Annotated in this window: 19 protein-coding genes and 1 riboswitch; of the genes, 10 read left to right on the top strand and 9 right to left on the bottom strand. The window is 71.3% G+C overall.

The features are described from left to right. Nucleotides 1-50 precede the first annotated feature (50 nt). From frr to SY2F82_RS31920, 8 genes are all read left to right on the top strand, one after another. Nucleotides 51-608: a ribosome recycling factor gene (gene frr / locus SY2F82_RS31885; RefSeq protein WP_044388432.1), complete on the top strand. Its 558-nt coding sequence runs from the start codon at nt 51-53 to the stop codon at nt 606-608. Then, a complete protein-coding gene (locus tag SY2F82_RS31890) occupies nt 608-1735 on the top strand; it encodes a phosphatidate cytidylyltransferase (RefSeq protein WP_200422630.1) in 1128 nt (375 codons plus the stop codon). The genes frr and SY2F82_RS31890 overlap by 1 nt, the downstream gene beginning before the upstream one ends. 164 nt (nt 1736-1899) lie before the next feature. After that, a complete protein-coding gene (locus tag SY2F82_RS31895; RefSeq protein WP_200422631.1) occupies nt 1900-2577 on the top strand; it encodes a YceI family protein in 678 nt (225 codons plus the stop codon). Nucleotides 2578-2678: 101 nt separating this feature from the next. Further along, nucleotides 2679-3785, top strand: a complete 1107-nt coding sequence (rlmN, locus tag SY2F82_RS31900; RefSeq protein ID WP_200422632.1) for a 23S rRNA (adenine(2503)-C(2))-methyltransferase RlmN — start codon at nt 2679-2681, stop codon at nt 3783-3785. A gap of 32 nt (nt 3786-3817) precedes the next feature. Then, a riboswitch (TPP riboswitch) is annotated at nt 3818-3923 on the top strand. Between the two features lie 126 nt (nt 3924-4049). Beyond that, the gene (locus tag SY2F82_RS31905; protein ID WP_374707224.1) at nt 4050-5090 is read left to right on the top strand and encodes a thiamine ABC transporter substrate binding subunit; all 1041 of its coding nucleotides are present in this window, start codon (nt 4050-4052) and stop codon (nt 5088-5090) included. Further along, nucleotides 5054-6730 (top strand): iron ABC transporter permease, encoded by a 1677-nt coding sequence (locus SY2F82_RS31910; RefSeq protein WP_236041903.1) that lies wholly within the window; start codon nt 5054-5056, stop codon nt 6728-6730. Before SY2F82_RS31905 ends, SY2F82_RS31910 begins: the two co-directional genes overlap by 37 nt. Before the next feature lie 2 nt (nt 6731-6732). Next, nucleotides 6733-7764: an ABC transporter ATP-binding protein gene (locus SY2F82_RS31915; RefSeq protein ID WP_200422634.1), complete on the top strand. Its 1032-nt coding sequence runs from the start codon at nt 6733-6735 to the stop codon at nt 7762-7764. Nucleotides 7765-7774: 10 nt separating this feature from the next. Then, the gene (locus SY2F82_RS31920; protein ID WP_200422635.1) at nt 7775-8215 is read left to right on the top strand and encodes a GNAT family N-acetyltransferase; all 441 of its coding nucleotides are present in this window, start codon (nt 7775-7777) and stop codon (nt 8213-8215) included. Nucleotides 8216-8284: 69 nt separating this feature from the next. Here SY2F82_RS31920 and SY2F82_RS31925 read toward each other — a convergent pair whose 3' ends face one another. The 6 genes from SY2F82_RS31925 to SY2F82_RS31950 form a co-directional block, all read right to left on the bottom strand. Further along, nucleotides 8285-8971, bottom strand: a complete 687-nt coding sequence (locus SY2F82_RS31925; protein ID WP_200422636.1) for an LAETG motif-containing sortase-dependent surface protein — start codon at nt 8969-8971, stop codon at nt 8285-8287. 226 nt (nt 8972-9197) lie between these two features. Next, nucleotides 9198-9605 carry a VOC family protein gene (locus tag SY2F82_RS31930; RefSeq protein WP_200422637.1) on the bottom strand — a complete coding sequence of 136 codons (408 nt, stop codon included), beginning with the start codon at nt 9603-9605 and terminating at the stop codon, nt 9198-9200. 103 nt (nt 9606-9708) lie between these two features. Then, the gene (locus SY2F82_RS31935; protein ID WP_200422638.1) at nt 9709-10923 is read right to left on the bottom strand and encodes a hypothetical protein; all 1215 of its coding nucleotides are present in this window, start codon (nt 10921-10923) and stop codon (nt 9709-9711) included. Next, entirely contained in the window at nt 10905-11642 is a 738-nt protein-coding gene (locus SY2F82_RS31940; protein WP_200422639.1) for an ABC transporter ATP-binding protein, read from the bottom strand. The genes SY2F82_RS31935 and SY2F82_RS31940 overlap by 19 nt, the downstream gene beginning before the upstream one ends. Before the next feature lie 218 nt (nt 11643-11860). After that, nucleotides 11861-13243 (bottom strand): aspartate aminotransferase family protein, encoded by a 1383-nt coding sequence (locus SY2F82_RS31945; RefSeq protein WP_374707220.1) that lies wholly within the window; start codon nt 13241-13243, stop codon nt 11861-11863. Beyond that, nucleotides 13228-13743, bottom strand: coding sequence for an Lrp/AsnC family transcriptional regulator (locus tag SY2F82_RS31950; RefSeq protein ID WP_200422641.1), 516 nt, complete (start codon nt 13741-13743; stop codon nt 13228-13230). The genes SY2F82_RS31945 and SY2F82_RS31950 overlap by 16 nt, the downstream gene beginning before the upstream one ends. Nucleotides 13744-13908: 165 nt before the next feature. Here SY2F82_RS31950 and SY2F82_RS31955 point away from each other — a divergent pair, with 165 nt between their 5' ends. Further along, nucleotides 13909-15348, top strand: coding sequence for a gamma-aminobutyraldehyde dehydrogenase (locus tag SY2F82_RS31955; RefSeq protein ID WP_200422642.1), 1440 nt, complete (start codon nt 13909-13911; stop codon nt 15346-15348). Between the two features lie 341 nt (nt 15349-15689). On the opposite strand, the gene SY2F82_RS31960 is transcribed toward SY2F82_RS31955, so the two are convergent. After that, a complete protein-coding gene (locus SY2F82_RS31960) occupies nt 15690-16844 on the bottom strand; it encodes a serine hydrolase (protein ID WP_200422643.1) in 1155 nt (384 codons plus the stop codon). A gap of 429 nt (nt 16845-17273) precedes the next feature. On the opposite strand from SY2F82_RS31960, the gene SY2F82_RS31965 reads away from it, so the two are divergent. Continuing rightward, complete coding sequence (locus tag SY2F82_RS31965; RefSeq protein WP_236041919.1) at nt 17274-18926, top strand: RNA polymerase sigma factor; 1653 nt, start codon at nt 17274-17276, stop codon at nt 18924-18926. On the opposite strand, the gene SY2F82_RS31970 is transcribed toward SY2F82_RS31965, so the two are convergent. Together SY2F82_RS31970 and SY2F82_RS31975 are read right to left on the bottom strand one after the other, a co-directional pair. Next, complete coding sequence (locus tag SY2F82_RS31970; protein ID WP_200422645.1) at nt 18908-19615, bottom strand: glycerophosphodiester phosphodiesterase; 708 nt, start codon at nt 19613-19615, stop codon at nt 18908-18910. The genes SY2F82_RS31965 and SY2F82_RS31970 overlap by 19 nt on opposite strands. Nucleotides 19616-19686: 71 nt before the next feature. Continuing rightward, complete coding sequence (locus SY2F82_RS31975) at nt 19687-20841, bottom strand: adenosine deaminase (protein WP_374707221.1); 1155 nt, start codon at nt 20839-20841, stop codon at nt 19687-19689. Nucleotides 20842-20901: the final 60 nt, after the last annotated feature.

The raw sequence follows: 20901 nt of genomic DNA on the forward strand, positions 1-20901 counted from the left end.
GACCGATGAGGACCGTTGCCGGGCCTACTCAAGACACGCAGGAGCAAGTGGTGATCGAAGAGACCCTCCTCGAGGCCGAGGAGAAGATGGAGAAGGCCGTCGTGGTCGCCAAGGAGGACTTCGCCGCGATCCGCACCGGTCGTGCGCACCCGGCGATGTTCAACAAGATCGTGGCCGACTACTACGGCGCACCGACGCCGATCAACCAGCTGGCCTCGTTCTCGGTGCCGGAACCGCGTATGGCCGTGGTGACGCCGTTCGACAAGAGCGCACTGCGCAACATCGAGCAGGCGATCCGCGACTCCGACCTGGGCGTCAACCCGAGCAATGACGGCAACATCATCCGTGTGGTGTTCCCCGAGCTCACCGAGGAGCGGCGCCGCGAGTACATCAAGGTCGCCAAGGGCAAGGGCGAGGACGCCAAGGTCTCGATCCGCTCCGTGCGCCGCAAGGCGAAGGACGCCATCGACAAGCTCGTCAAGGACGGCGAGGTCGGCGAGGACGAGGGCCGCCGTGCGGAGAAGGAGCTCGACGACACCACCGCGAAGTACGTCGCGCAGGTGGACGAGCTGCTCAAGCACAAGGAAGCGGAGCTCCTCGAGGTCTGATGAACGACTCTTCCTGGGGGGCGCCGCCACAGGCCGGGTACTGGGGGCCCACCGAGCAGGGGCCTGGCCAGGGCGTCGGCCCGGCGGGTCCCGCGTACGATGCGCATGACGCCCAGCAGACTCGCCCCATGCCCATCGTGCCCGAGGTACCCGCGCCCGGCGGAGACCAGGATGACGACCGGGGGGTCGCCGCCCGTCGACGCGGCCCCTTGTTCCGCGACGAGACGCCGCAGGTGCCGTCCCCGTGGGCGGCGCCGCAGAATACGGAGCCCATGCCCGACGCCCCGCAGCCGGCAGCCGCACCTCAGAAGAAGAGTGCGGGCCGTGACCTGGGCGCGGCCATAGGGGTCGGCGTCGGGCTCGGCGTCGTGATCGTCGCCTCGTTGTTCATCGTCAAGGCCGTGTTCGTCGGCGTCATAGCAGTCGCCGTGGTGGTGGGCCTGTGGGAGCTGACGAAGCGGCTGGAGGAACGCAAAGGCATCAAGGCGCCGCTGGTGCCGCTCGCGGTCGGCGGCGCGGCGATGGTCGTCGCCGGGTATGTGCGGGGCGCCGAGGGAGCCTGGGTGGCGATGGCGCTGACCTCGCTCGCGGCCCTGGTGTGGCGCATGACGGAACCGCCGGACGGCTACCTCCGGGACGTCACGGCAGGCGTCTTCGCAGCCTTCTACGTGCCGTTCCTGGCCACGTTCGTCGCCATGATGCTCACGGCCGGCGACGGCCCGCAGCGCGTGCTGACCTTCCTGCTCCTGACGGTCGTCAGCGACACGGGCGCGTACGCCATCGGGTGGCGCTTCGGCCGGCACAAGCTGGCCCCGCGCATCAGTCCCGGCAAGACTCGCGAGGGTCTCATCGGGGCGGTCACCTTCGCGATGGGCGCGGGCGCCCTGTGCATGCAGTTCCTGATCGACGGCGGTTCCTGGTGGCAGGGCCTGCTGCTGGGGCTCGCGGTCGCGGCCAGCGCCACCCTCGGCGACCTCGGCGAGTCCATGATCAAACGAGACCTGGGCATCAAGGACATGGGCACGCTGCTGCCGGGCCACGGGGGCATCATGGACCGCCTCGATTCCTTGCTGCCGACGGCGCCGGTGGTGTGGCTGCTGATGGTGATCTTCGTCGGGTCGGCCTGACCTGCGCTGTCCCGGCACGGGGCTCGTCGTCCACAGGGCGGTGGGCCCCTCTGCCATGTCGACACCCAGCGGATGCGCCCACCTGTGAAGGTCTGCCGATGAAGGGTCGGGTTTCCTGACCAGCCCTTGCGGGCGCCGGTCCACCTGACATAACTACATGCGTCATGAACCTTTTCGGCCGCAGCTCTCCACTCCGACGCGCGGCGGCTCCCGCCGCACCCGTGGCCCCTGGTGCCCCACTGAGCCCCGCCGCCCCGGCGCATACCGGTGCCGGCGTTCTGCCTGATCCCGCCCTGCAGGCGCTCACCGGCGAGTGGATGATCGACCCCGCGCACAGCAGGATCGGGTTCTCCGTGCGGCACGCCATGGTGACGACGGTGCGCGGCGCCTTCACGCAGTACGACAGCCGCCTCTACTTCGACGGCCGCGACCCGGCCCGCTCCCGTGCCGACATCGCGTTGTTCACCGCCAGCGTCGACACCGGTGTCGAGCAACGCGACGCGCACCTGGTCGGCCGCGACTTCCTGGACTCCGCGACCTACCCGCGGATGATCTTCACCAGTACCGCTGTGCACCTCGCGGGCAGGGACGTCTACCGCATGACCGGTGACCTCACCATCAAGGACACCACCCGTCCCGTGGACCTGGAGCTCACCTACATCGGCCATGTGACGGACCCGTTCGGTTACGAGCGCGTCGGCTTCGACGGCACCACCACGATCAACCGTTCCGACTGGGGCCTGACCTACAACGCCAGGCTCGCCGAGGGCGGCGCCATGGTGAGCGAGAAGGTCCGCCTCCAGTTCGACATCGCGGCCATCCGCACCACCGCCACCACCTGACGGAGCACACGGGCCGGCGGCAGGAGACCGAACCGGCCCTCGCGGCCCCGTGCATCTTCGGTCGCGGGCCACACCAGTGGATCTGAGACACTGGGAGGACCATGCCCAAGCCCGGAGAAGTCACTTTCGTCGCGCCGCGCGGAGCCAAGACGCCGCCGCGGCATCTCGCTGATCTCTCGCCCGCCGAGCGCAAGGAGGCGGTCGCCGCGATCGGCGAGAAGCCGTTCCGCGCCAAGCAGCTCTCGCAGCACTACTTCGCGCGGTTCGCGCACGACCCGGAGCAGTGGACCGACATCCCCGCGCCCTCCCGTGGCAAGCTCCAGGAGGCGCTGCTGCCGGAGCTGATGACGGTCGTCCGGCATCTGGCGACGGACCAGGGCACCACCCGTAAGACGCTGTGGCGGCTGTTCGACGGCACGCTCGTCGAGTCCGTGCTGATGCGCTACCCGGACCGGGTCACCATGTGCATCAGCTCGCAGGCGGGTTGCGGCATGAACTGCCCGTTCTGCGCCACCGGCCAGGCGGGCCTGGACCGCAACCTGTCGACCGCCGAGATCGTGCACCAGATCGTGGACGGCATGCGGGCGCTGCGCGACGGCGAGATCCCCGGCGGCCCGGCGCGGCTGTCCAACATCGTCTTCATGGGCATGGGCGAGCCCCTCGCGAACTACAAGCGGGTCGTCGGCGCCGTCCGCGCCCTCACCGACCCCGCGCCGGACGGGCTCGGCCTCTCGCAGCGCGGCATCACCGTCTCCACCGTGGGACTGGTGCCGGCCATCCACCGGTTCGCCGACGAGGGCTTCAAGTGCCGTCTCGCCATCTCCCTGCACGCCCCGGACGACGAGCTGCGCGACACCCTCGTCCCCGTCAACACGCGGTGGAAGGTGCGCGAGGTCCTCGACGCCGGGTTCGACTACGTCGAGAAGTCCGGACGCCGGCTGTCCATCGAGTACGCCCTCATCCGGGACATCAACGACCAGGCGTGGCGCGGTGATCTGCTGGGCCGGCTGCTCAAGGGCAAGCCCGTGCACGTCAACCTGATCCCGCTGAACCCGACGCCCGGCTCCAAGTGGACCGCCTCCCGCCCCGAGGACGAGAAGGCGTTCGTCGAGGCGATCGCCGCCCACGGTGTGCCGGTGACGATCCGGGACACCCGGGGTCAGGAGATCGACGGGGCGTGCGGTCAGCTCGCCGCCACCGAGCGGTAGTCTGAGGGCCGTCAGTCAGTACGTACATCTTCATATTCCGACAGGGGAGCGCCACAGCGCTGAGAGTGCGGTAGCGACCGCAGACCCTCTGAACCTCGCCCAGGTCATTCTGGGTAGGGAGTTCGGTCTTCACTCGAGCTGTTGCGCCCTGCCCGGGACCCCCGAGGTCCGGGGCAGGGCCGCGTCTCTTCCTGGTCACCCCCAGGAGGAATCCAGTTGAGCATCACCGGTAAGCAGTGGGCGGCCGTGGCCGTCGGACTGGGCATGGTCACGCTGTCCGCGTGCGGGTCGTCCGGTTCCGGAAGCGGGAACGGCAGCGGCGACTCCAAGACCGTGACCCTCGTCAGCCATGACTCGTGGGCCGCCTCCAAGAGCGTCATCGCGGCGTTCGAGAAGGAGTCCGGCTACACCGTCAAGGTCCTCAAGGACGGCGACGCGGGCCAGGCCGTCAACAAGGCGATCCTCACCAAGGACAACCCGCAGGGCGACGTCTTCTTCGGCGTCGACAACACCCTGCTGTCCAGGGCGCTGGACAACGGCCTTTTCCAGCCGTACGAGGCCAAGGGCCTCGACCAGGTCGGTTCCCCGTACCGGCTGGACGGGGACAAGCACCGGGTCACGCCCATCGACTACGGCGACATCTGCGTCAACTACGACAAGAAGTACTTCGCCGACCACAAGCTGACCCCGCCGGCGTCCTTCGACGACCTCGTCAAGCCCGAGTACAAGAACCTCCTCGTCACCGAGAACGCCTCCACGTCCTCGCCCGGCCTCGGCTTCCTGCTCGGCACCGCCGCGAAGTACGGCGACGGGGGCTGGCCGGACTACTGGAAGAAGCTCAAGGCCAACGGCGTGAAGGTGGTCGACGGCTGGGAGCAGGCCTACAACGAGGAGTTCTCCGGCTCCGCCGGCGGCAAGAAGGCCAAGGGCGACCGGCCGCTCGTCGTCTCCTACGCCTCCTCGCCGCCCGCCGAGGTCGTCTACGCCGACCCCCGGCCCAAGACCGCGCCGACCGGTGTCGCCACCGGCACCTGCTTCCGCCAGATCGAGTTCGCCGGTCTGCTGAGCAACGCGCACAACACCAAGGGCGGCAAGGCGTTCCTCGACTTCCTGATCAGCAGGAGGTTCCAGGAGGACATGCCGCTCAACATGTTCGTCTACCCGGTGGTCGAGGGAGCGAAGGTGCCCGCGGAGTTCACCGAGTACGGGCCCGCGGCCAAGGACCCCGAGACCATGGCCCCCACGAAGATCGCCGCCAACCGTGACCAATGGGTCAAGTCGTGGACGTCGCTCGTACTGAAGTGACCCCACGCAGGCGGGGGAACGCGGCGCGGCTCGGGCTGATGGCCCTGCCCGTCGCGTTCTTCGCGGTCCTCTTCGCCTACCCCGTCGCCGCGATCGTCGCACGTGGTCTGAAGGCGGACGGGGTGTGGAGGCTCGGGCGGGTCGTGGACGTGCTCGCCGAGCCGGACATGCGGCACGTGCTGTGGTTCACCACCTGGCAGGCGCTCGCGTCCACCGCTCTGACCCTGCTGATCGCGCTGCCCGGCGCGTACGTCTTCGCGCGCTATGACTTCCCGGGCAGGCACGTGCTGCGCGCCGTCGTCACCGTCCCGTTCGTGCTGCCCACGGTCGTCGTCGGCACCGCCTTCCTGGCGCTGGTGGGGCGCGGCGGACTCCTCGACGACCTGTGGGGCGTACGGCTCGACACCACCGTGTGGGCCATCCTGCTCGCCCACGTCTTCTTCAACTACGCCGTCGTCGTCCGCACGGTCGGCGGGCTGTGGGCGCAGCTCGACCCCCGCCAGGAGGAGGCCGCGCGCGTGCTCGGCGCCTCCCGGCTCACGGCCTGGCGGACGGTGACGCTGCCCGCGCTCGCACCGGCGGTGGCCGCCGCCGCGCTGATGGTGTTCCTGTTCACCTTCACCTCCTTCGGAGTGGTGCAGATCCTCGGCGGCCCCACCTTCTCCACCCTCGAGGTGGAGATCTACCGGCAGACCTCGGAGATCTTCGACCTGTCCACCGCCGCCGTGCTGACGATCGTCCAGTTCGCCGCGGTGGGCGCGATCCTCGGGGTGCACGCCTGGACGGTGCGCCGCCGGGAGAGCGCGCTGAAGCTGGTCGACCCGTCGCGCACGGCGCGCAGGCCGCGCGGGGCCGCACAGTGGGCGCTGCTCGGCGCGGTCCTCGCGACCGTCGCCCTCCTGCTCGTCCTGCCGCTCGCCGTCCTCGTCCAGCGCTCGCTCGACGTGCCCGGCTTCGCCTACTACAAGGCGCTGACCCGCACCGACGACAGCACCTTCCTCGTCCCGCCCGTCGACGCCATCGTGAACTCCCTCCAGTACGCCGTCGCGGCCACCCTCATCGCGGTACTGATCGGTTCGCTCGCCGCCGCGGCCCTCACCCGCAGGGACGCCGGCCGGCTCGTACGGGGTTTCGACGCGCTGCTGATGCTGCCGCTCGGCGTGTCCGCGGTGACCGTCGGGTTCGGCTTCCTCATCGCGCTCGACAAACCGCCGCTGGACCTGCGCGGCTCCTGGATCCTGGTGCCGCTCGCGCAGGCGCTGGTGGGCGCCCCCTTCGTCGTGCGCACCATGCTGCCGGTGCTGCGGGCCGTGGACGAACGGCTGCGGGAGGCGGCCGCCGTGCTCGGCGCGTCGCCGTGGCGGGTGTGGCGCGAGGTCGATCTGCCGATGGTGCGGCGCGCCTTGCTGATCGCGGCCGGGTTCGCGTTCGCCGTGTCGCTGGGCGAGTTCGGGGCGACCGTGTTCATCGCGCGGCCCGACAACCCCACGCTGCCGGTGGCCGTGGCGCGGCTGCTCGCGCGGCCCGGCGACCTCAACTACGGGCAGGCGATGGCCCTGTCGACGATTCTGATGGTGGTGTGCGCGGTGGCGCTGGGCGTCCTGGAGAGGCTGCGGACCGATCGGACGGGGGAGTTCTGACGATGCTCACGCTGCAAGGCGCGACCGTGCGCTTCGACGGGCGCACCGCGCTCGACCGAGTGGACCTCGAGGTCGCCGAGCAGGAGATCGTGTGCGTGCTCGGGCCGAGCGGCAGCGGCAAGTCGACGCTGCTGCGGACGGTGGCCGGGCTGCAACCCCTCGATGGGGGGCGGGTGTTCCTCGACGGCCGTGACCTGGACGGGGTGCCCGCGCACCGGCGCGGGGTGGGCCTGATGTTCCAGGACCATCAGCTGTTCCCGCAGCGGGACGTCGGCGGGAACGTCGCCTTCGGGCTGCGCATGCACAAAACCGCGCGTACCGAACGGGAGGCACGCACAGCGGAGTTGCTCGACCTGGTCGGACTTCCGGGGGCCGCGCGCAGGGCGGTGTCGGAGCTCTCCGGCGGCGAACAGCAGCGCGTCGCGCTCGCCCGCGCCCTCGCGCCCCGGCCACGGCTGCTGATGCTGGACGAGCCGCTGGGCCAGCTCGACCGGTCCCTGCGCGAGCGGCTCGTCGTCGAACTGCGCGACCTGTTCGGCCGCTTGGGCACGACCGTGCTCGCCGTCACCCACGACCAGGGCGAGGCCTTCGCGCTCGCCGACCGGGTCGTGGTGATGCGCGACGGGCGGATCGCCCAGTCGGGTACGCCGCTCGAGGTGTGGCAGCGGCCCGCGAACGAGTTCGTGGCGCGCTTCCTCGGCTTCGACAACGTGGTGGAGGCGACCGTCGCCGGTGAGGCCGCGGACACCCCGTGGGGCAAGCTGCCGGTCCCGGAAGGCTCCCCGCAGGGGCCCGGCACGCTGCTCGTGCGTCCCGAGGGCGTACGGCTGACCGACCCCACCGAGGGCCTGGGCTGCACCGTGACCGCCCGGACGTTCCGCGGCACCCACGTCGCCGTACGCCTGCAACCGGAGGAGGCCCCCGCACTGGAGGCGGCCTGCCCGCTGCGGTCGGCGCCGGAAGCCGGGGACGAGGTCGGGGTCGTGTTCGACGCAGCGGAAATCGTGGTGCTCGCAGGCGCGTCCGCCACCTAGGGTGGCGATCATGGCGGAGTGGGACATGCGCCCGGCGTCGGTTTCGGACGTCGAGGCAGTGGTCGAGTTGCGTGCCGTGGTGATGCGGGCGGACCTGGAACGGCTCGGACGGTACGACGAGCAGCGGGTGCGGGAGCGGCTGCGGGACCGATTCGACCCGGCCCACACATGGGTGATCGAGGTGGGCGGCGCGTTCACCGGCTGCGTGGCACTGCGACCGGCCGAGGACGCCCACTGGCTCGAGCACTTCTACCTGACGCCCGATCTTCAGGGCAGCGGCATCGGTTCGGGCGTGCTGCGCGAGCTGCTGGAGCGGTGTGACTCCCGCGGTGTCCTGGTCCGGTTGAACGTGCTCCAGGGCAGTCCCGCCCGACGGCTCTACGAGCGGCACGGGTTCACAGTGGAGAGCGAGGATCCGGTGGACGTGTTCATGGTTCGCAAGCCGGACTGATGTGCGGCACGCACGACGGCCCGCCCCGGCAGAAGGGGCGGGCCGTCGATGCGTACGGGCGCGGAGGCGTCAGTTGCCCTTCGATGCGCTGCCGCGGCGGCGCATGCCGAAGAACACCGCGCCGCCACCGATGACGACCAGGCCGCCGGCGATACCGGCGATCATGGGCGTGTTGGAGCCGGCGCCGGTCTCGGCGAGGTTGGAGCTGCCCGCCGCGGGCGAGGGGGAGTTGTCCCCGGTCGTGGCGGGGGCCGTGCTCTCCGCCTGTGACGGCGTGGCGGACGCGGACGGGGTGGCCGACGGGGTCGGGGTGCCCGAGGCCGGCGGGGTGGACTCGGAGGCCGGCGGTGTGGTCTCCGAGGTGGCGCAGGCCGTCGACGGGGTGGTCAGGATGTCGAGGTCCTGGTGGAGGATGCCCTCGACGTCGATGTGGACGCGGTACTTGGCGTTCGCCGCCCAGTCCTCGGAGAACGTGACGATCGCACCGTCCTTGGACCCGGTGACCGTCTTCTCACCGACCTTCTTCGCGTCCGCGCCGTTCTCTTCCAGGTAGACGCTGACGGTCGCCTCCTTGCGCGAGGCGTCCTTGTCGGTGACGGTGATGCTGCCCTTCCCGCTGTCGCAGGAGGCGACGGCCGAGAAGTCACGGATGTTGCAGGCGAGCGCGTTGCCGGCGACGCCGAGTGCGAGCGCGGCGGAGGCCGAAGCGACGCCGAGGATGCGCACCGTTCGAGCGGTGCGGGAGGATATGGACACGATTGCCCTTCACGGGATGCGCAACTGCGGGGGGTTCGGGAGATGTTGCGCTGTCGTCACAACATCCCCGAGAGGCTCACAGGTTTATAAGCGGTAGCTAAGTGCTGTCAACGCCGATGTCCGGCATGACGGTCGTCTTTGCCTGCTCATTAACCGGCCATGTGTTTGAAACCCGCAGAACCGTTCTCAACCCGCCGTCGCAGTACCCCCGTTCACCTGCGTGTGCTCAGCCCTGCACCGCCGCCGGGTCCATCCACATGACCTCCCAGGTGTGACCGTCCGGGTCGTCGAAGGCACGGCCGTACATGTGGCCGTAGTCCTGCCTTTCGCCGGACTCCGTGCCGCCCGCGGCGACCGCCCGGTCGACCAACTCGTCGACCTTCTCGCGGCTTTCGGCGCTCAGGCACAGCAGCACCTCGCTGGTCCTGGTGGCGTCCGCGATCTCCTTCTTGGTGAAGTTGGCGTAGTGCCGGTGGCTCAGCAGCATCGCGATGACGGTGTCGCTGATCACGACGCAGGCGCAGTCGTCCGTCGTGAACTGCGGGTTGATGGCGTAGCCCAGCTCCGTGAAGAACTTCTTCGACGTCTCGACGTCGGCGACGGGCAGGTTCACGAAGATCATCTGCTGGTACATGGGCGGCCTCTCTTTCAACGTGGCGGATGAGCCGTACGCAGAGATGGACCGCGCGCCGATGCGAAACTCATCGCCGCTCGCGAAAAAACCTTCCGGGATGCTCTCAGCCCGTCAGCGGCATCGCCGCCAGCTCCGCGACGACCCAGGTCAGCGGCGTGAACACCACCGCCAGAGCGCCCGCGCGCAGCAGTGCCGCGGTGCGCAGCACGGTGGCCGGGGCGCCGAGCCGCACCAGCGCGGCGACCGTGTCGGTACGCGCCTGCCTCGCCTCGACCGCGGCCGTCGCCAAGGCCGCGACCGCGCAGCCCCCCACCACCGCCGCGCCCAGCGTCGTCAGCGGTCCCGGGGACGGGCGCGTGTCGGCGTACAGCGCCGCCATGGCGTAGAAACCCGAAGCCACCGCGCACACCACCCCGAGCGGCCGGCCGATCCGCCGTGCCTCCTCCTGCAGACCGCGCCCGGCCAGCAGCCGCACGGCACCCGGGCGCACCGCCTGCAGCAGCCACCCGCACAGATGCGTCAGCGCGGGGCCGGCCAGCGCGAGCCCCAGAGCGGTCAGCGCCCAGCCCGCGAGCACCGCCACGGGCCCGCCCGTGAGCCCGCCGGGCAGCGGAGCACTCGGCGCCGGGCCCGGCCGGCTCGCGTGCGCCTCGACGGCGAACCCCGCGGCGAGCGCGGCCACACCCCAGGGCAGGCCGCCGGGGGTGGGCTCGGGGGCGGTGGGAGGCTCTGGTACCGCATCCTCGGCCGGCATCTCGGGGGAGTCGTCGGCCTCGGTGTCGGCGTCGCCGCGGCGCGGTGGCCGTTCGCCTCGCGGGCGCAGCGCCACCGCGGTCGCCACGGACGCCGTGAACGGCACCAGCGCCAGCAGCGTGAGCGCCGCGGGGACGGGCAGGGGCTGGTCGGCGGCGAGGAGGTCCGACGCCGCGCCGTCGAACGGCATCCCCGTCGGGTCGCCGCGCAAGTGCAGGAAGCCCAGCAGGGCCAGCAGCGAGCCGAGCGAGGTCGTGAGGGCCGTGGTGGTCGCCGAAAGGGCCATCAGCCGGGCCGGGCCGAGGCCGATCGCCGCCAGACCGGACCGTGGACGGGTGCCGGGGTCCGTGCGGGCCACGGCCACCGCGAGGTACACGGTGGCCGCGATCGGCGCGAGGCACCAGGCGAGCCGCAGTGTCGAGCCGTCCGCCGCCTCCGGGTGCCCCAGCGCGTACCCCAGCGTGAACAGCAGCAGGAAGCCCGTGCCCGCGGAGGCCGCGACGACCAGGAGCCGGCGGAACTGGACCAGGGGGCGCGCCCCGCGGGCTAGGCGGAGAGCGAGCACGTCTGACGGCCTTCCGTCTCGGAAACCGGTGGCAGGTGGACGGTGTTCACGCGCCGCCCGTCCAGCAGCGACACCGTCCGGTCGGCGAGGCCCGCGGCCTGGGCCGGGTGGGTGGCGATGACGACGGTGATGCCGTGTGAGCGGGCCGCCGTGGTGAGCGTGCGCAGCACCTGGGCGCCGTCGGCGCGGTGCAGGGAGGCGGTTGGCTCGTCCGCGAAGAGCACGGTCGGGCAGGTGGCGAGCGCCCGGGCGACGGCGACCCGCTGCCGCTGCGCCTGGGTCAGCTCATGGGGGCGCTTGCGGGCGCTGTCGCCGATGTCGAGGCGTTCCAGCCACTCGAGCGCGGCGGTCTTGGCGCGGCGGCGGCTGGTGCCGCGCAGCAGAAGCGGCAGCGCCGCGTTCTCCCAGGCGTTCAGCTCGGGGACCAGCATCGGCACCGGGTCGATCCAGCCGAACCGGTCGCGCCGCAGCCTCTCGCGGGTGATCGGGCCCATGGTGTGCACGGGCGTGCTGTTGAACCAGACCTCGCCCTGCTGGGCGGGCAGCAGCCCCGCCAGACACTGCAGCAGGGTCGTCTTGCCGCTGCCGCGCGGGCCGGTGACGGCCAGGATCTCACCCTCGCGCACCCCGAGGGAGACCCCGCGCAGCGCGGGTGAGCCGTTGTGCTGGAAGTGCAGGGCGCGTGCCCAGAGCACGTCGTTGTCCGGCGGGGCCACCATCGCGTACACCTCGGTTCTGATCCGTTTTCCCGTGCCGATCCCCGTCCGGGGGACCCGTTCGGGCGAACGATGGCAAGGGCGATCGGTCACCTCGCACGCTAAGCAGGCGGAACCCGTGAGCCCGGACAGCGAACGGCCCCGGACCCCCGTTTCTCACTCGAACGGGTGGCCCGGGGCCGTTGCCGATCATCCGGGAGGATGAACCCCGCATCGACGGGTCACAGCTTGGTCCATGCCTCCGTGAGGGTGGCGCGCAGGATCTGCTCGATCTCGTCGAAGGTCTCCTGGTTCGAGATCAGCGGCGGGGCGAGCTGGACGACCGGGTCGCCGCGGTCGTCGGCGCGGCAGTACAGGCCGTTGTCGAACAGCGCCTTGGACAGGAAGCCGTACAGGACGCGCTCGGTCTCCTCCTCGTCGAAGGACTCCTTGGTCGCCTTGTCCTTGACGAGCTCGATGCCGTAGAAGAAGCCGTTGCCGCGGACGTCACCGACGATCGGCAGGTCGTGCAGCTTCTGCAGGGTGGAGAGGAACGCGGCCTCGTTGTCCAGCACGTGCTGGTTCAGGCCCTCGCGTTCGAACAGGTCGAGGTTGGCCAGGCCCACCGCGGCGGAGACCGGGTGGCCGCCGAACGTGTAGCCGTGCAGGAAGGTGTTGTCGCCCTTGTAGAACGGCTCGGCGAGGCGGTCGGAGACGATGCACGCGCCGATGGGGGAGTAGCCCGAGGTCATGCCCTTGGCGCAGGTGATCATGTCCGGGACGTAGTCGAACTTGTCGCACGCGAACATCGTGCCGAGGCGGCCGAAGGCGCAGATGACCTCGTCGGAGACCAGCAGTACGTCGTACTGGTCGCAGATCTCGCGCACCCGCTGGAAGTAGCCGGGCGGCGGCGGGAAGCAGCCGCCGGCGTTCTGCACCGGCTCCAGGAAGACCGCGGCGACCGTGTCCGGGCCCTCGAAGAGGATCTGCTGCTCGATCTGGTCGGCGGCCCAGCGGCCGAAGGCCTCCGGGTCGTCGCCGAAGATCGGGGCCCGGTAGATGTTGGTGTTCGGCACCTTGTGCGCGCCCGGAACCAGGGGCTCGAAGGGGGCCTTCAGGCCCGGCAGGCCGGTGATGGACAGGGCGCCCTGCGGGGTGCCGTGGTAGGCGACCGCGCGGGATATGACCTTGTGCTTGGTGGGCTTGCCGACCAGCTTGAAGTACTGCTTGGCGAGCTTCCAGGCGGTCTCGACCGCCTCGCCGCCGCCGGTGGTGAAGAAGACCTTGTTCAGGTCGCCCGGCGCGTGGTCGGCGAGCCGCTCCGCGAGCTCGACGGCCTTGGGGTGGGCGTAGGACCACACCGGGAAGAACGCCAGCTCCTGGGCCTGCTTGAACGCCGTCTCCGCCAGTTCGGTGCGGCCGTGGCCCGCCTGGACCACGAACAGACCGGCGAGCCCGTCGAGGTAGCGCTTGCCCTTGTCGTCGTAGATGTAGGTGCCCTCGCCCCGGACGATGGTGGGGACGGGCGCGTTCTCGTACGAGGACATGCGGGTGAAGTGCATCCACAGGTGGTCGTACGCGGTCTTGCTGAGGTCCTTGGTACTCACGGCTATCGGGTTCCCCACATGTAGGTCTGCTTCTTCAGCTTGAGGTAGACGAAGCTCTCGGTGGAGCGCACTCCCGGGACGGCCCGGATGCGTTTGTTGATGACTTCCAGCAGGTGGTCGTCGTCCTCGCAGACGATCTCCACCAGGAGGTCGAAGGAGCCCGCGGTCATCACGACGTACTCGCACTCGTCCATCGCGGCCAGCGCGTCGGCCGCGGACTCCACGTCGCCCTCGACGTTCACCCCGACCATCGCCTGCCGGCGGAAGCCCACGGTGAGCGGGTCCGTGACGGCGACGATCTGCATCACGCCCTGGTCGAGCAGTTTCTGGACGCGCTGGCGTACCGCCGCCTCCGACAGGCCGACGGCCTTGCCGATCGCGGCGTACGGCCGGCGGCCGTCCTCCTGGAGCTGTTCGACGATGGCGAGGGAGACGGCGTCCAGCTGGGGTGTGCCGTTCTTGGACTCGCGGGAGTCCCTCTGGTCTGCGCTTCGACTGGCCACGACCTCACTGTGCACGACGTATCGACAGTTCCGCAAGGCAGGATCGATGAAATTCGTTGTTTCTGTGATCCAAGTCTGCGGATTTCGCAGTACTGGCGCAATCGAGGGTGTTGTAAACGTCGGCCTTCGGACTAGGGTGGGTGTCTCAGCGATTGGACACCCGAACTTGGAGGGCCCGCAGTGAGCACCGAGCTGCGTCGTCTGCGCAACTACATCGACGGCGAATACCGAGACGCCGCCGACGGACGGACCACTGAGGTGGTCAACCCCGCGACCGGCGAGGCGTACGCGACCGCCCCGCTGTCCGGGCAGGCGGACGTCGACGCCGCGATGGCGGCCGCCGCGGCGGCCTTCCCCGGCTGGCGCGACACCACGCCCGCGGAGCGGCAGAAGGCCCTGCTGAAGATCGCTGACGCGTTCGAGGAGCGCGCCGAGGAACTGATCGCGGCCGAGGTCGAGAACACGGGCAAGCCGATCGGGCTGACCCGGTCGGAGGAGATCCCGCCGATGATCGACCAGATCCGCTTCTTCGCGGGCGCCGCCCGGATGCTCGAGGGCCGCTCGGCCGGCGAGTACATGGAGGGCATGACCTCGATCATCCGCCGCGAGCCGGTCGGCGTCTGTGCGCAGGTCGCGCCGTGGAACTACCCGATGATGATGGCCGTGTGGAAGTTCGCCCCGGCGATCGCGGCGGGCAACACCGTCGTGCTGAAGCCGTCGGACACCACCCCGGCGTCCACCGTCCTGATCGCCGACATCATCGGTTCGATCCTGCCCAAGGGCGTCTTCAACGTCATCTGCGGCGATCGGGACACCGGCCGCATGATGGTGGAGCACCCGACCCCGGCGATGGCCTCCATCACCGGCTCCGTTCGCGCCGGCATGTCGGTCGCCGAGTCCGCGTCCAAGGACCTCAAGCGCGTCCACCTGGAGCTGGGCGGCAAGGCGCCGGTCGTCGTCTTCGAGGACACCGACATCGCCAAGGCCGTCGAGGACATCTCGGTCGCGGGCTTCTTCAACGCCGGCCAGGACTGCACGGCCGCCACCCGCGTCCTCGTCCACGAGTCGATCCACGACGAGTTCGTGGCCGCGCTCGCCAAGGCCGCCTCCGAGACGAAGACCGGGCAGCCGGACGACGAGGACGTGCTCTACGGCCCGCTGAACAACCCGAACCAGCTCAAGCAGGTCACCGGCTTCATCGAGCGCCTGCCCGCCCACGCCAAGGTCGAGGCCGGCGGCCACCCGGTCGGCGACAAGGGCTACTTCTACGCCCCGACCGTCGTCTCGGGCCTCAAGCAGGACGACGAGATCATCCAGAACGAGGTCTTCGGCCCGGTCATCACCGTGCAGTCGTTCTCCGACGAGGAGCAGGCCGTCGAGTACGCGAACGGCGTCGACTACGCCCTCGCCTCCTCGGTGTGGACCAAGGACCACGCGCGCGCGATGCGTATGTCCAAGGCCCTCGACTTCGGCTGCGTGTGGATCAACACGCACATCCCGCTGGTCGCGGAGATGCCGCACGGCGGCTTCAAGAAGTCCGGCTACGGCAAGGACCTGTCGGCGTACGGCTTCGACGACTACACGCGGATCAAGCACGTGATGACGTCGCTCGACGCGTAGGCCTCCGGGCGGCGCGAACGCACGGCCCCGGGCGAGGGTTCCCGCCCGGGGCCGTGGCCTGCCCGGAAGGCGTCAGGCCGAGCGCGGCCCGCACGTGGCCGGGCGACGGTGGGCGAGAGCGGCGGGGCCGGGGGCCCGCACAGGACGGCCGTCCGTGGGCGGTGGAGGCCGGCCGGGAGAGCGGCGCCGGGCGCCGCCGCGGGCGAGATGGCCGGCCCGGGCTCCGGTCCGGGCCCCGGCCTCCGGCCGTCTGCGCCCGCGCCCCTGCCCCATCCACCTGCCCCGACCCGGCCGCCCATGGCGCGGCCGGGAGCGCCGGCTGCGGGAGCCCGGGACGAACGTCAGCGGTTGAACGCGGGGAACCCGAACCGCTGCGCGACGGCCGCGCCGTCGCCCTTCGCGTCGGTGGCGTTGACGGAGTAGACGAGGGTCCGGGACAGGTCGCGGGTGGCGGCGATCACCGTGGCGTAGCCGGGGCGGGAGCCCGTCTTGCCCCAGATCACCCTGCCGTTCAGCTCGAACCGCTCCAGCGCCGCCCCGTACCGCGCCCCCGGCACGTCGGGGAGCGTGAACATCTCCTTCAGCTGCGGTCCGGGCACGACGCGGCCGCGGAACAGCGCCACCAGCAGCCGTTCCAGGTCGGCGGTCGTCGAGATCATGTCGCCGGCCGCCCACCGGTCGGACATGTTCCAGTCGGTCACGTCGACCAGCCTGCCGTCGATCCAGTCGTATCCGCGGTTGTGCGGACCGTGGATGCGCGGATCGGACCCGTTCGGGAACGAGGTGTTCCGCATGCCGAGCGGCCGGAAGATCCGTACGGCCGCCTGGTGCGCGTACGAGTCGCCGGTGATCTTCTCGATCAGCATGCCGAGGACGGTGTAGTGGATGTTGGAGTAGTCCTGTTGTGTGCCAGGCGCGAACTCCGGGCCCTTGGCGGCCGAGGCCGCTACGACCTGACGTGGTGTCAGCGTCTCGAAGCGGTGCGCGTATCCCTCCTCGACCGTCTCCCCGAGGGACGCTCCCGGTTGCAGTCCGCTCGTGTAGTTGAGCAACTGCCGTACGGTGATGGGCTCGAAGTCCCTGGTCAGCAGCCCGGGCAGATACTGCTGCACGGTTCCGTCCAGGCCGATCCGCCCCTCGGCGGCGAGCTGCAGCACGATCGCCGCGGTCACTACCTTGGTCACCGAACCGGCCCGGAAGCGGGCGTCGTCCAACGCCGGCGCCCCCGTCCGGACATCGCGCACCCCCGCGACGCCGCGCCAACTGCCCTTGCCGCCCACGCGGATGAGCGCGGCGGTGGCGTCGTGGTCGGGCAGCCCGGCGATCGCGGCGCGCAGCGCCTCGGTGTCGGGTCCCTCGGTCGCGGACGCCGGGATCATCCGTGCCGCGGATGCCGCGGCCGCGGAGTGGGCGGAGGCGACTCCCGCCAGGGGGAGGGCGGTCAGACTCACGGTGAGGGCGGTGGCGAGGGCGACGGCGGTCGGACGTGACTGCATGGGATGCTCCCTGATCGAGGGGATGTCGGTGATCATCCTGCGGACCCTTCAGGCGGTGGGGGATCCTCTCGAAGGAGGGCACGGCCCCGGGCATGGGGCCGGGGGGCGCCCCTAGGGGACGGAGCCGGCCCGGCACGGGAGCGCGGGAGCGTGTGGTCCGCGTCGCGCCCGAAAAACTGTTATCCCGGCCCCCGCCCCTCCGTCTCCCTCAGCGCCCCGGATCCCGACGCACAGGAGCGAACCGCGTGAGGCATGGGCACGGCGACCGCACCCGCCCCCACCGCCGGCCACGACCGATGGCCCGTCCCGGTATCGACGGACATCCGGCGTTTCGCCGTGAGCCGTCGTGGACCGCCCGTCCCGTGGATCCCGGCCGTGGCTGAGGCTGTACGTCCGCAGGGCGGTACGACGACCAGGGAGGGGACGCACGTGGACACCCGGCAGTGGCGTTCCACCATCGCGGCGGCGCAGGCCGGTGACCGGCATGCGCTGGACGAGCTGGTCGCGGGCTGGCTGCCGCTCGTCTACAACATCGTCGGCCGCGCGCTCAACGGCCATGCCGACGTCGACGACGTCGTGCAGGAGACGATGCTGCGCGCCGTCGGCAACATCGGCGCCCTGCGCGATCCGGACAGTTTCCGCTCCTGGCTGGTCGCCATCGCCATGCGGCAGATACGGGAGCGGGCGCGCCGCAGGACGTCCGAGCCGCTGGCCGGGGACGCGGGGGACCGGGCCGCCGACTTCGCCGAACTCACGGTGCTGCGCCTGCAGTTGGAGGGACAGCGGCGCGAGGTCGCGGAGGCGGTGCGCTGGCTCGACGACGAGGACCGGCAGCTGCTGTCGCTGTGGTGGCTTGAGGTCGCGGGCGAACTCACCCGCCGGGAGCTGGCCGCCGCCGTCGGCATCAGCCGCCAGCACGCCGCCGTCCGGGTGCAGCGGATGAAGGCGCGCCTGGAGGTGGCGCGCGGCATCGTACGGGCGCTGGAGGGCGCCTGCCCCGAGCTGGCCGCCGTCACCGCCCGCTGGGACGGCCGTCCCGGCTCCGTGTGGCGCAAGCGGCTGGCCCGGCACATCCGCGGCTGTCCGGTCTGCGCCGGGGTCGAGAAGGCCGTCGTGCCCGCCGAACGGCTGCTCGCCGGGATCGCGCTCGTCCCCGTCCCGGCCGGCTTCGCCCTGTCGCTGGCGCTGGGCGGCAAGACGTCCGTGGCGGCCGTCTCCGTCGGCTGGTCCGCCAAGGTGCTCGGCGCGCTCACCAAGCCCGCCGTCGTCGTCACGGCGGGCGCGACGATCGCCGCGGGCGGCGCGTACGTCGTGACCCGAACGCCACAGGCGCCGCCCGCCCCTCGGATCGCACCCACCGCGGCGAGCACGGCCCGCCCGCCCGCGCACACCCCGCCGAGCCTCCTGCCCTCCCCCTCGACGGCGAGCCCGGCACCGTCGAGGACCGTGGACCTGTACGGCACCGTCGTCGACTCCGTCGACAGCGCGCCCCCCGCGAACATCCCGCCGGGAGCGCTGCCGCACCGCCCCGAATCCGGGATCACCAGCAGCGGAGGTCCGAAGGCCGTCCTGCAGCACCGCGGGGAGAGCGTCATGCTCAAGGGCCGGGGATACGTCCTGGTGCGCTGGCAGATCTCCCCGAAGAACCGGCCCGGCGCCCTGGTCATGCCGACCTGGACCGGGCTCGAGGGCAAGCTGTTCCACGTCGCGTCCGGTGGTGGGCGCCGCATGGACGACCCGCTGCCGGGCAGCCCGAACGGATACGCCACCGGGATGGGCGGACCGGCCATCGGGTACGCCGTCCTGCCGGCCGGCACCCAGCAGATGTGGCAGAACGAGTACTTCTACCTGGACGGTTCCGTCACCCTCACCCAGAACGAACGGGGCTGCGACTACGGCCTGATCGTCTTCCCGTCCAGCTGGGACGAGGTCCACAAGGACGTCATGACCGGGCCCGCCCGGGGCGCGATCCGCTACGGCCTGGTCCGCGACAACGGCGAGGACACCGCACCGGTGCCCCAGTACGCCACCCGCTCCCTCCCGGCCGACCCGGCCACGGTCCCTCAGCGCTCGCGCGTGTAGCCGCCCGCGGGCCGGCGCAGCGCATGCAGCGCGTCGATGCGGTTGGTGGTGATGGAGTCCACGCCTGTCGCGAGCAGGCGCCGCATCGAGCGGCGGGTGTCCGGCGTCCACACGGACAGCAGATGGCCGCCCCGGTGCACCCGGGCCGCCAGGTCCTGGTCGACCAGGCCGAAGCGGTAGTTGAGCCAGCGCGGGCGCACCGCGTCGAGCAGCGCGGGCCGCGGCGGGGCGAGGGTCGTCCAGGTCAGGGCGATCTCCGCCGTGGGGTCGGCGGCGCGCACCGCCAGCATGGTCTCGGCTCCCGCGCAGTAGTACACGCGCTCCGCCGCCCCGCAGTCCCGCACGATGTCGACGATCCGGCGTACGGCCCGGGACGAGGGGCCGCCCGGCAGGTCGATCATCACCCGGCTGCCGTCGGTCGCCGCGAGCGCGTCCGCCAGCGTCGGCACACCGCCCGCCGTCAGGCCCCGCACCTCGTCCGCGGAGAGCGCCGCGAGCGGGCGGTCCTGCTCCCACAGACGCTTCAGCGTCCCGTCGTGCAGCAGCACGGGCACACCGTCCCGGGTGAGCCGTACGTCGATCTCCACCGCGTCCGCGCCACGCCGGAGCGCGGAACGCAGCGAGTCGATCGTGTTCTCACGGTGACGGTAGGGGTCGCCGCGATGGGCCACGGCGGTCACGGTACGCATGGGGCTCATTGTGACGGTGCGGCGCCGCGCAGCGGCCCGCCGGGGGTGGCGGCCGGGAGACGGCCGGGCCGTCAGGGCGCCAGCCAGGCGGCGGTGTACGCGTCGATCTCGGCCGACAGCGCCGCCTTGCCGGCGTCGTCGAGGAACGACGCCTCGACCGCGTTCCTGGCGAGAGCGGCCAGACCACGCTCGTCGAGGTCGAGGAGCCGCGCGGCGACCGCGTACTCGCTGTTGAGGTCGGTGCCGAACATCGGCGGGTCGTCGGAGTTGACGGTGACGAGGACACCGGCGCGCATGAACTCCTTGATGGGGTGCTCGTCGAGCGAGCGGACCGCGCGCGTGGCGATGTTGGAGGTCGGGCACACCTCAAGCGGGATGCGGTGCTCGGCGAGGTGGGCCAGCAGCTTCGGGTCGCGGGCGGAACTGGTGCCGTGCCCGATGCGCTCGGCCCGCAGCTCGTTCAGCGCGTCCCAGACCGTCTCGGGCCCGGTCGTCTCGCCCGCGTGCGGAACGGAGTGGAGGCCCGCCGCTATGGCCCGGTCGAAGTAGGGCTTGAACTGCGGCCGCGGTACGCCGACCTCGGGACCGCCGAGCCCGAACGAGACCAGCCCCTCGGGACGCAGCCGGTCGTCGGTGGCGAGCCGGACCGTCTCCTCGGCCGATACGAGCCCGGCCTCGCCCGGGATGTCGAAGCACCAGCGCAGCACGGTCCCGAACTCGGCCTCCGCGGCCTTGCGGGCGTCCTCGATGGCGTCCATGAACGCGCGCTCGTCGATACCGCGGCGGGTGGACGAGTACGGCGTGATGGTCAGCTCCGCGTAGCGGACCTGCTGGCGAGCCATGTCACGGGCGACCTCGTACGTCAGCAGGCGGACGTCCTCGGGGGTCCGGATCAGGTCGACGACCGACAGGTACACCTCGATGAAGTGGGCGAAGTCCGTGAACGTGAAGTAGTCGGCCAGGGCCTCGGGGTCGGTGGGCACCTTGGAGTCGGGGTGGCGGGCGGCCAGTTCGGAGACGATGCGGGGGGAGGCGGAGCCGACGTGGTGCACGTGCAGTTCGGCCTTGGGCAGTCCGGCGATGAAGGCGTGCAGATCGCGCACGGCGGGAGCGTCGCGGTGGTCGGTCAAGGTCCCTCCCCGGGAACGGCGTCCCGGCGCCGGGCGGTGGAGCCACGGCTCGGCCGGGACGCGGGTGATCGGCTGATCGGTGACGTGCGGGATCATCGTAGGACGCGGACCGACGTCGGGGAGACGCGGCCGTAGCATGACGGGACATTCGACAGA

It is taken from the genome of Streptomyces sp. Y2F8-2 (genome assembly GCF_014905555.1).
Lineage (GTDB): Bacteria > Actinomycetota > Actinomycetes > Streptomycetales > Streptomycetaceae > Streptomyces > Streptomyces cynarae.

Coding starts and splice junctions, on each gene's coding strand:
- rlmN (WP_200422632.1), top strand. CDS start 2,679: ATGCCCAAGCCCGGAGAAGTCACTTTCGTCGCGCCGCGCGGAGCCAAG.
- SY2F82_RS31915 (WP_200422634.1), top strand. CDS start 6,733: ATGCTCACGCTGCAAGGCGCGACCGTGCGCTTCGACGGGCGCACCGCG.
- SY2F82_RS31890 (WP_200422630.1), top strand. CDS start 608: ATGAACGACTCTTCCTGGGGGGCGCCGCCACAGGCCGGGTACTGGGGG.
- SY2F82_RS31970 (WP_200422645.1), bottom strand. CDS start 19,615: ATGCGTACCGTGACCGCCGTGGCCCATCGCGGCGACCCCTACCGTCAC.
- SY2F82_RS31910 (WP_236041903.1), top strand. CDS start 5,054: ATGGGTCAAGTCGTGGACGTCGCTCGTACTGAAGTGACCCCACGCAGG.
- SY2F82_RS31940 (WP_200422639.1), bottom strand. CDS start 11,642: ATGGTGGCCCCGCCGGACAACGACGTGCTCTGGGCACGCGCCCTGCAC.
- SY2F82_RS31975 (WP_374707221.1), bottom strand. CDS start 20,841: ATGATCCCGCACGTCACCGATCAGCCGATCACCCGCGTCCCGGCCGAG.
- SY2F82_RS31920 (WP_200422635.1), top strand. CDS start 7,775: ATGGCGGAGTGGGACATGCGCCCGGCGTCGGTTTCGGACGTCGAGGCA.
- SY2F82_RS31895 (WP_200422631.1), top strand. CDS start 1,900: ATGAACCTTTTCGGCCGCAGCTCTCCACTCCGACGCGCGGCGGCTCCC.
- SY2F82_RS31905 (WP_374707224.1), top strand. CDS start 4,050: ATGGTCACGCTGTCCGCGTGCGGGTCGTCCGGTTCCGGAAGCGGGAAC.
- SY2F82_RS31930 (WP_200422637.1), bottom strand. CDS start 9,605: ATGTACCAGCAGATGATCTTCGTGAACCTGCCCGTCGCCGACGTCGAG.
- SY2F82_RS31960 (WP_200422643.1), bottom strand. CDS start 16,844: ATGCAGTCACGTCCGACCGCCGTCGCCCTCGCCACCGCCCTCACCGTG.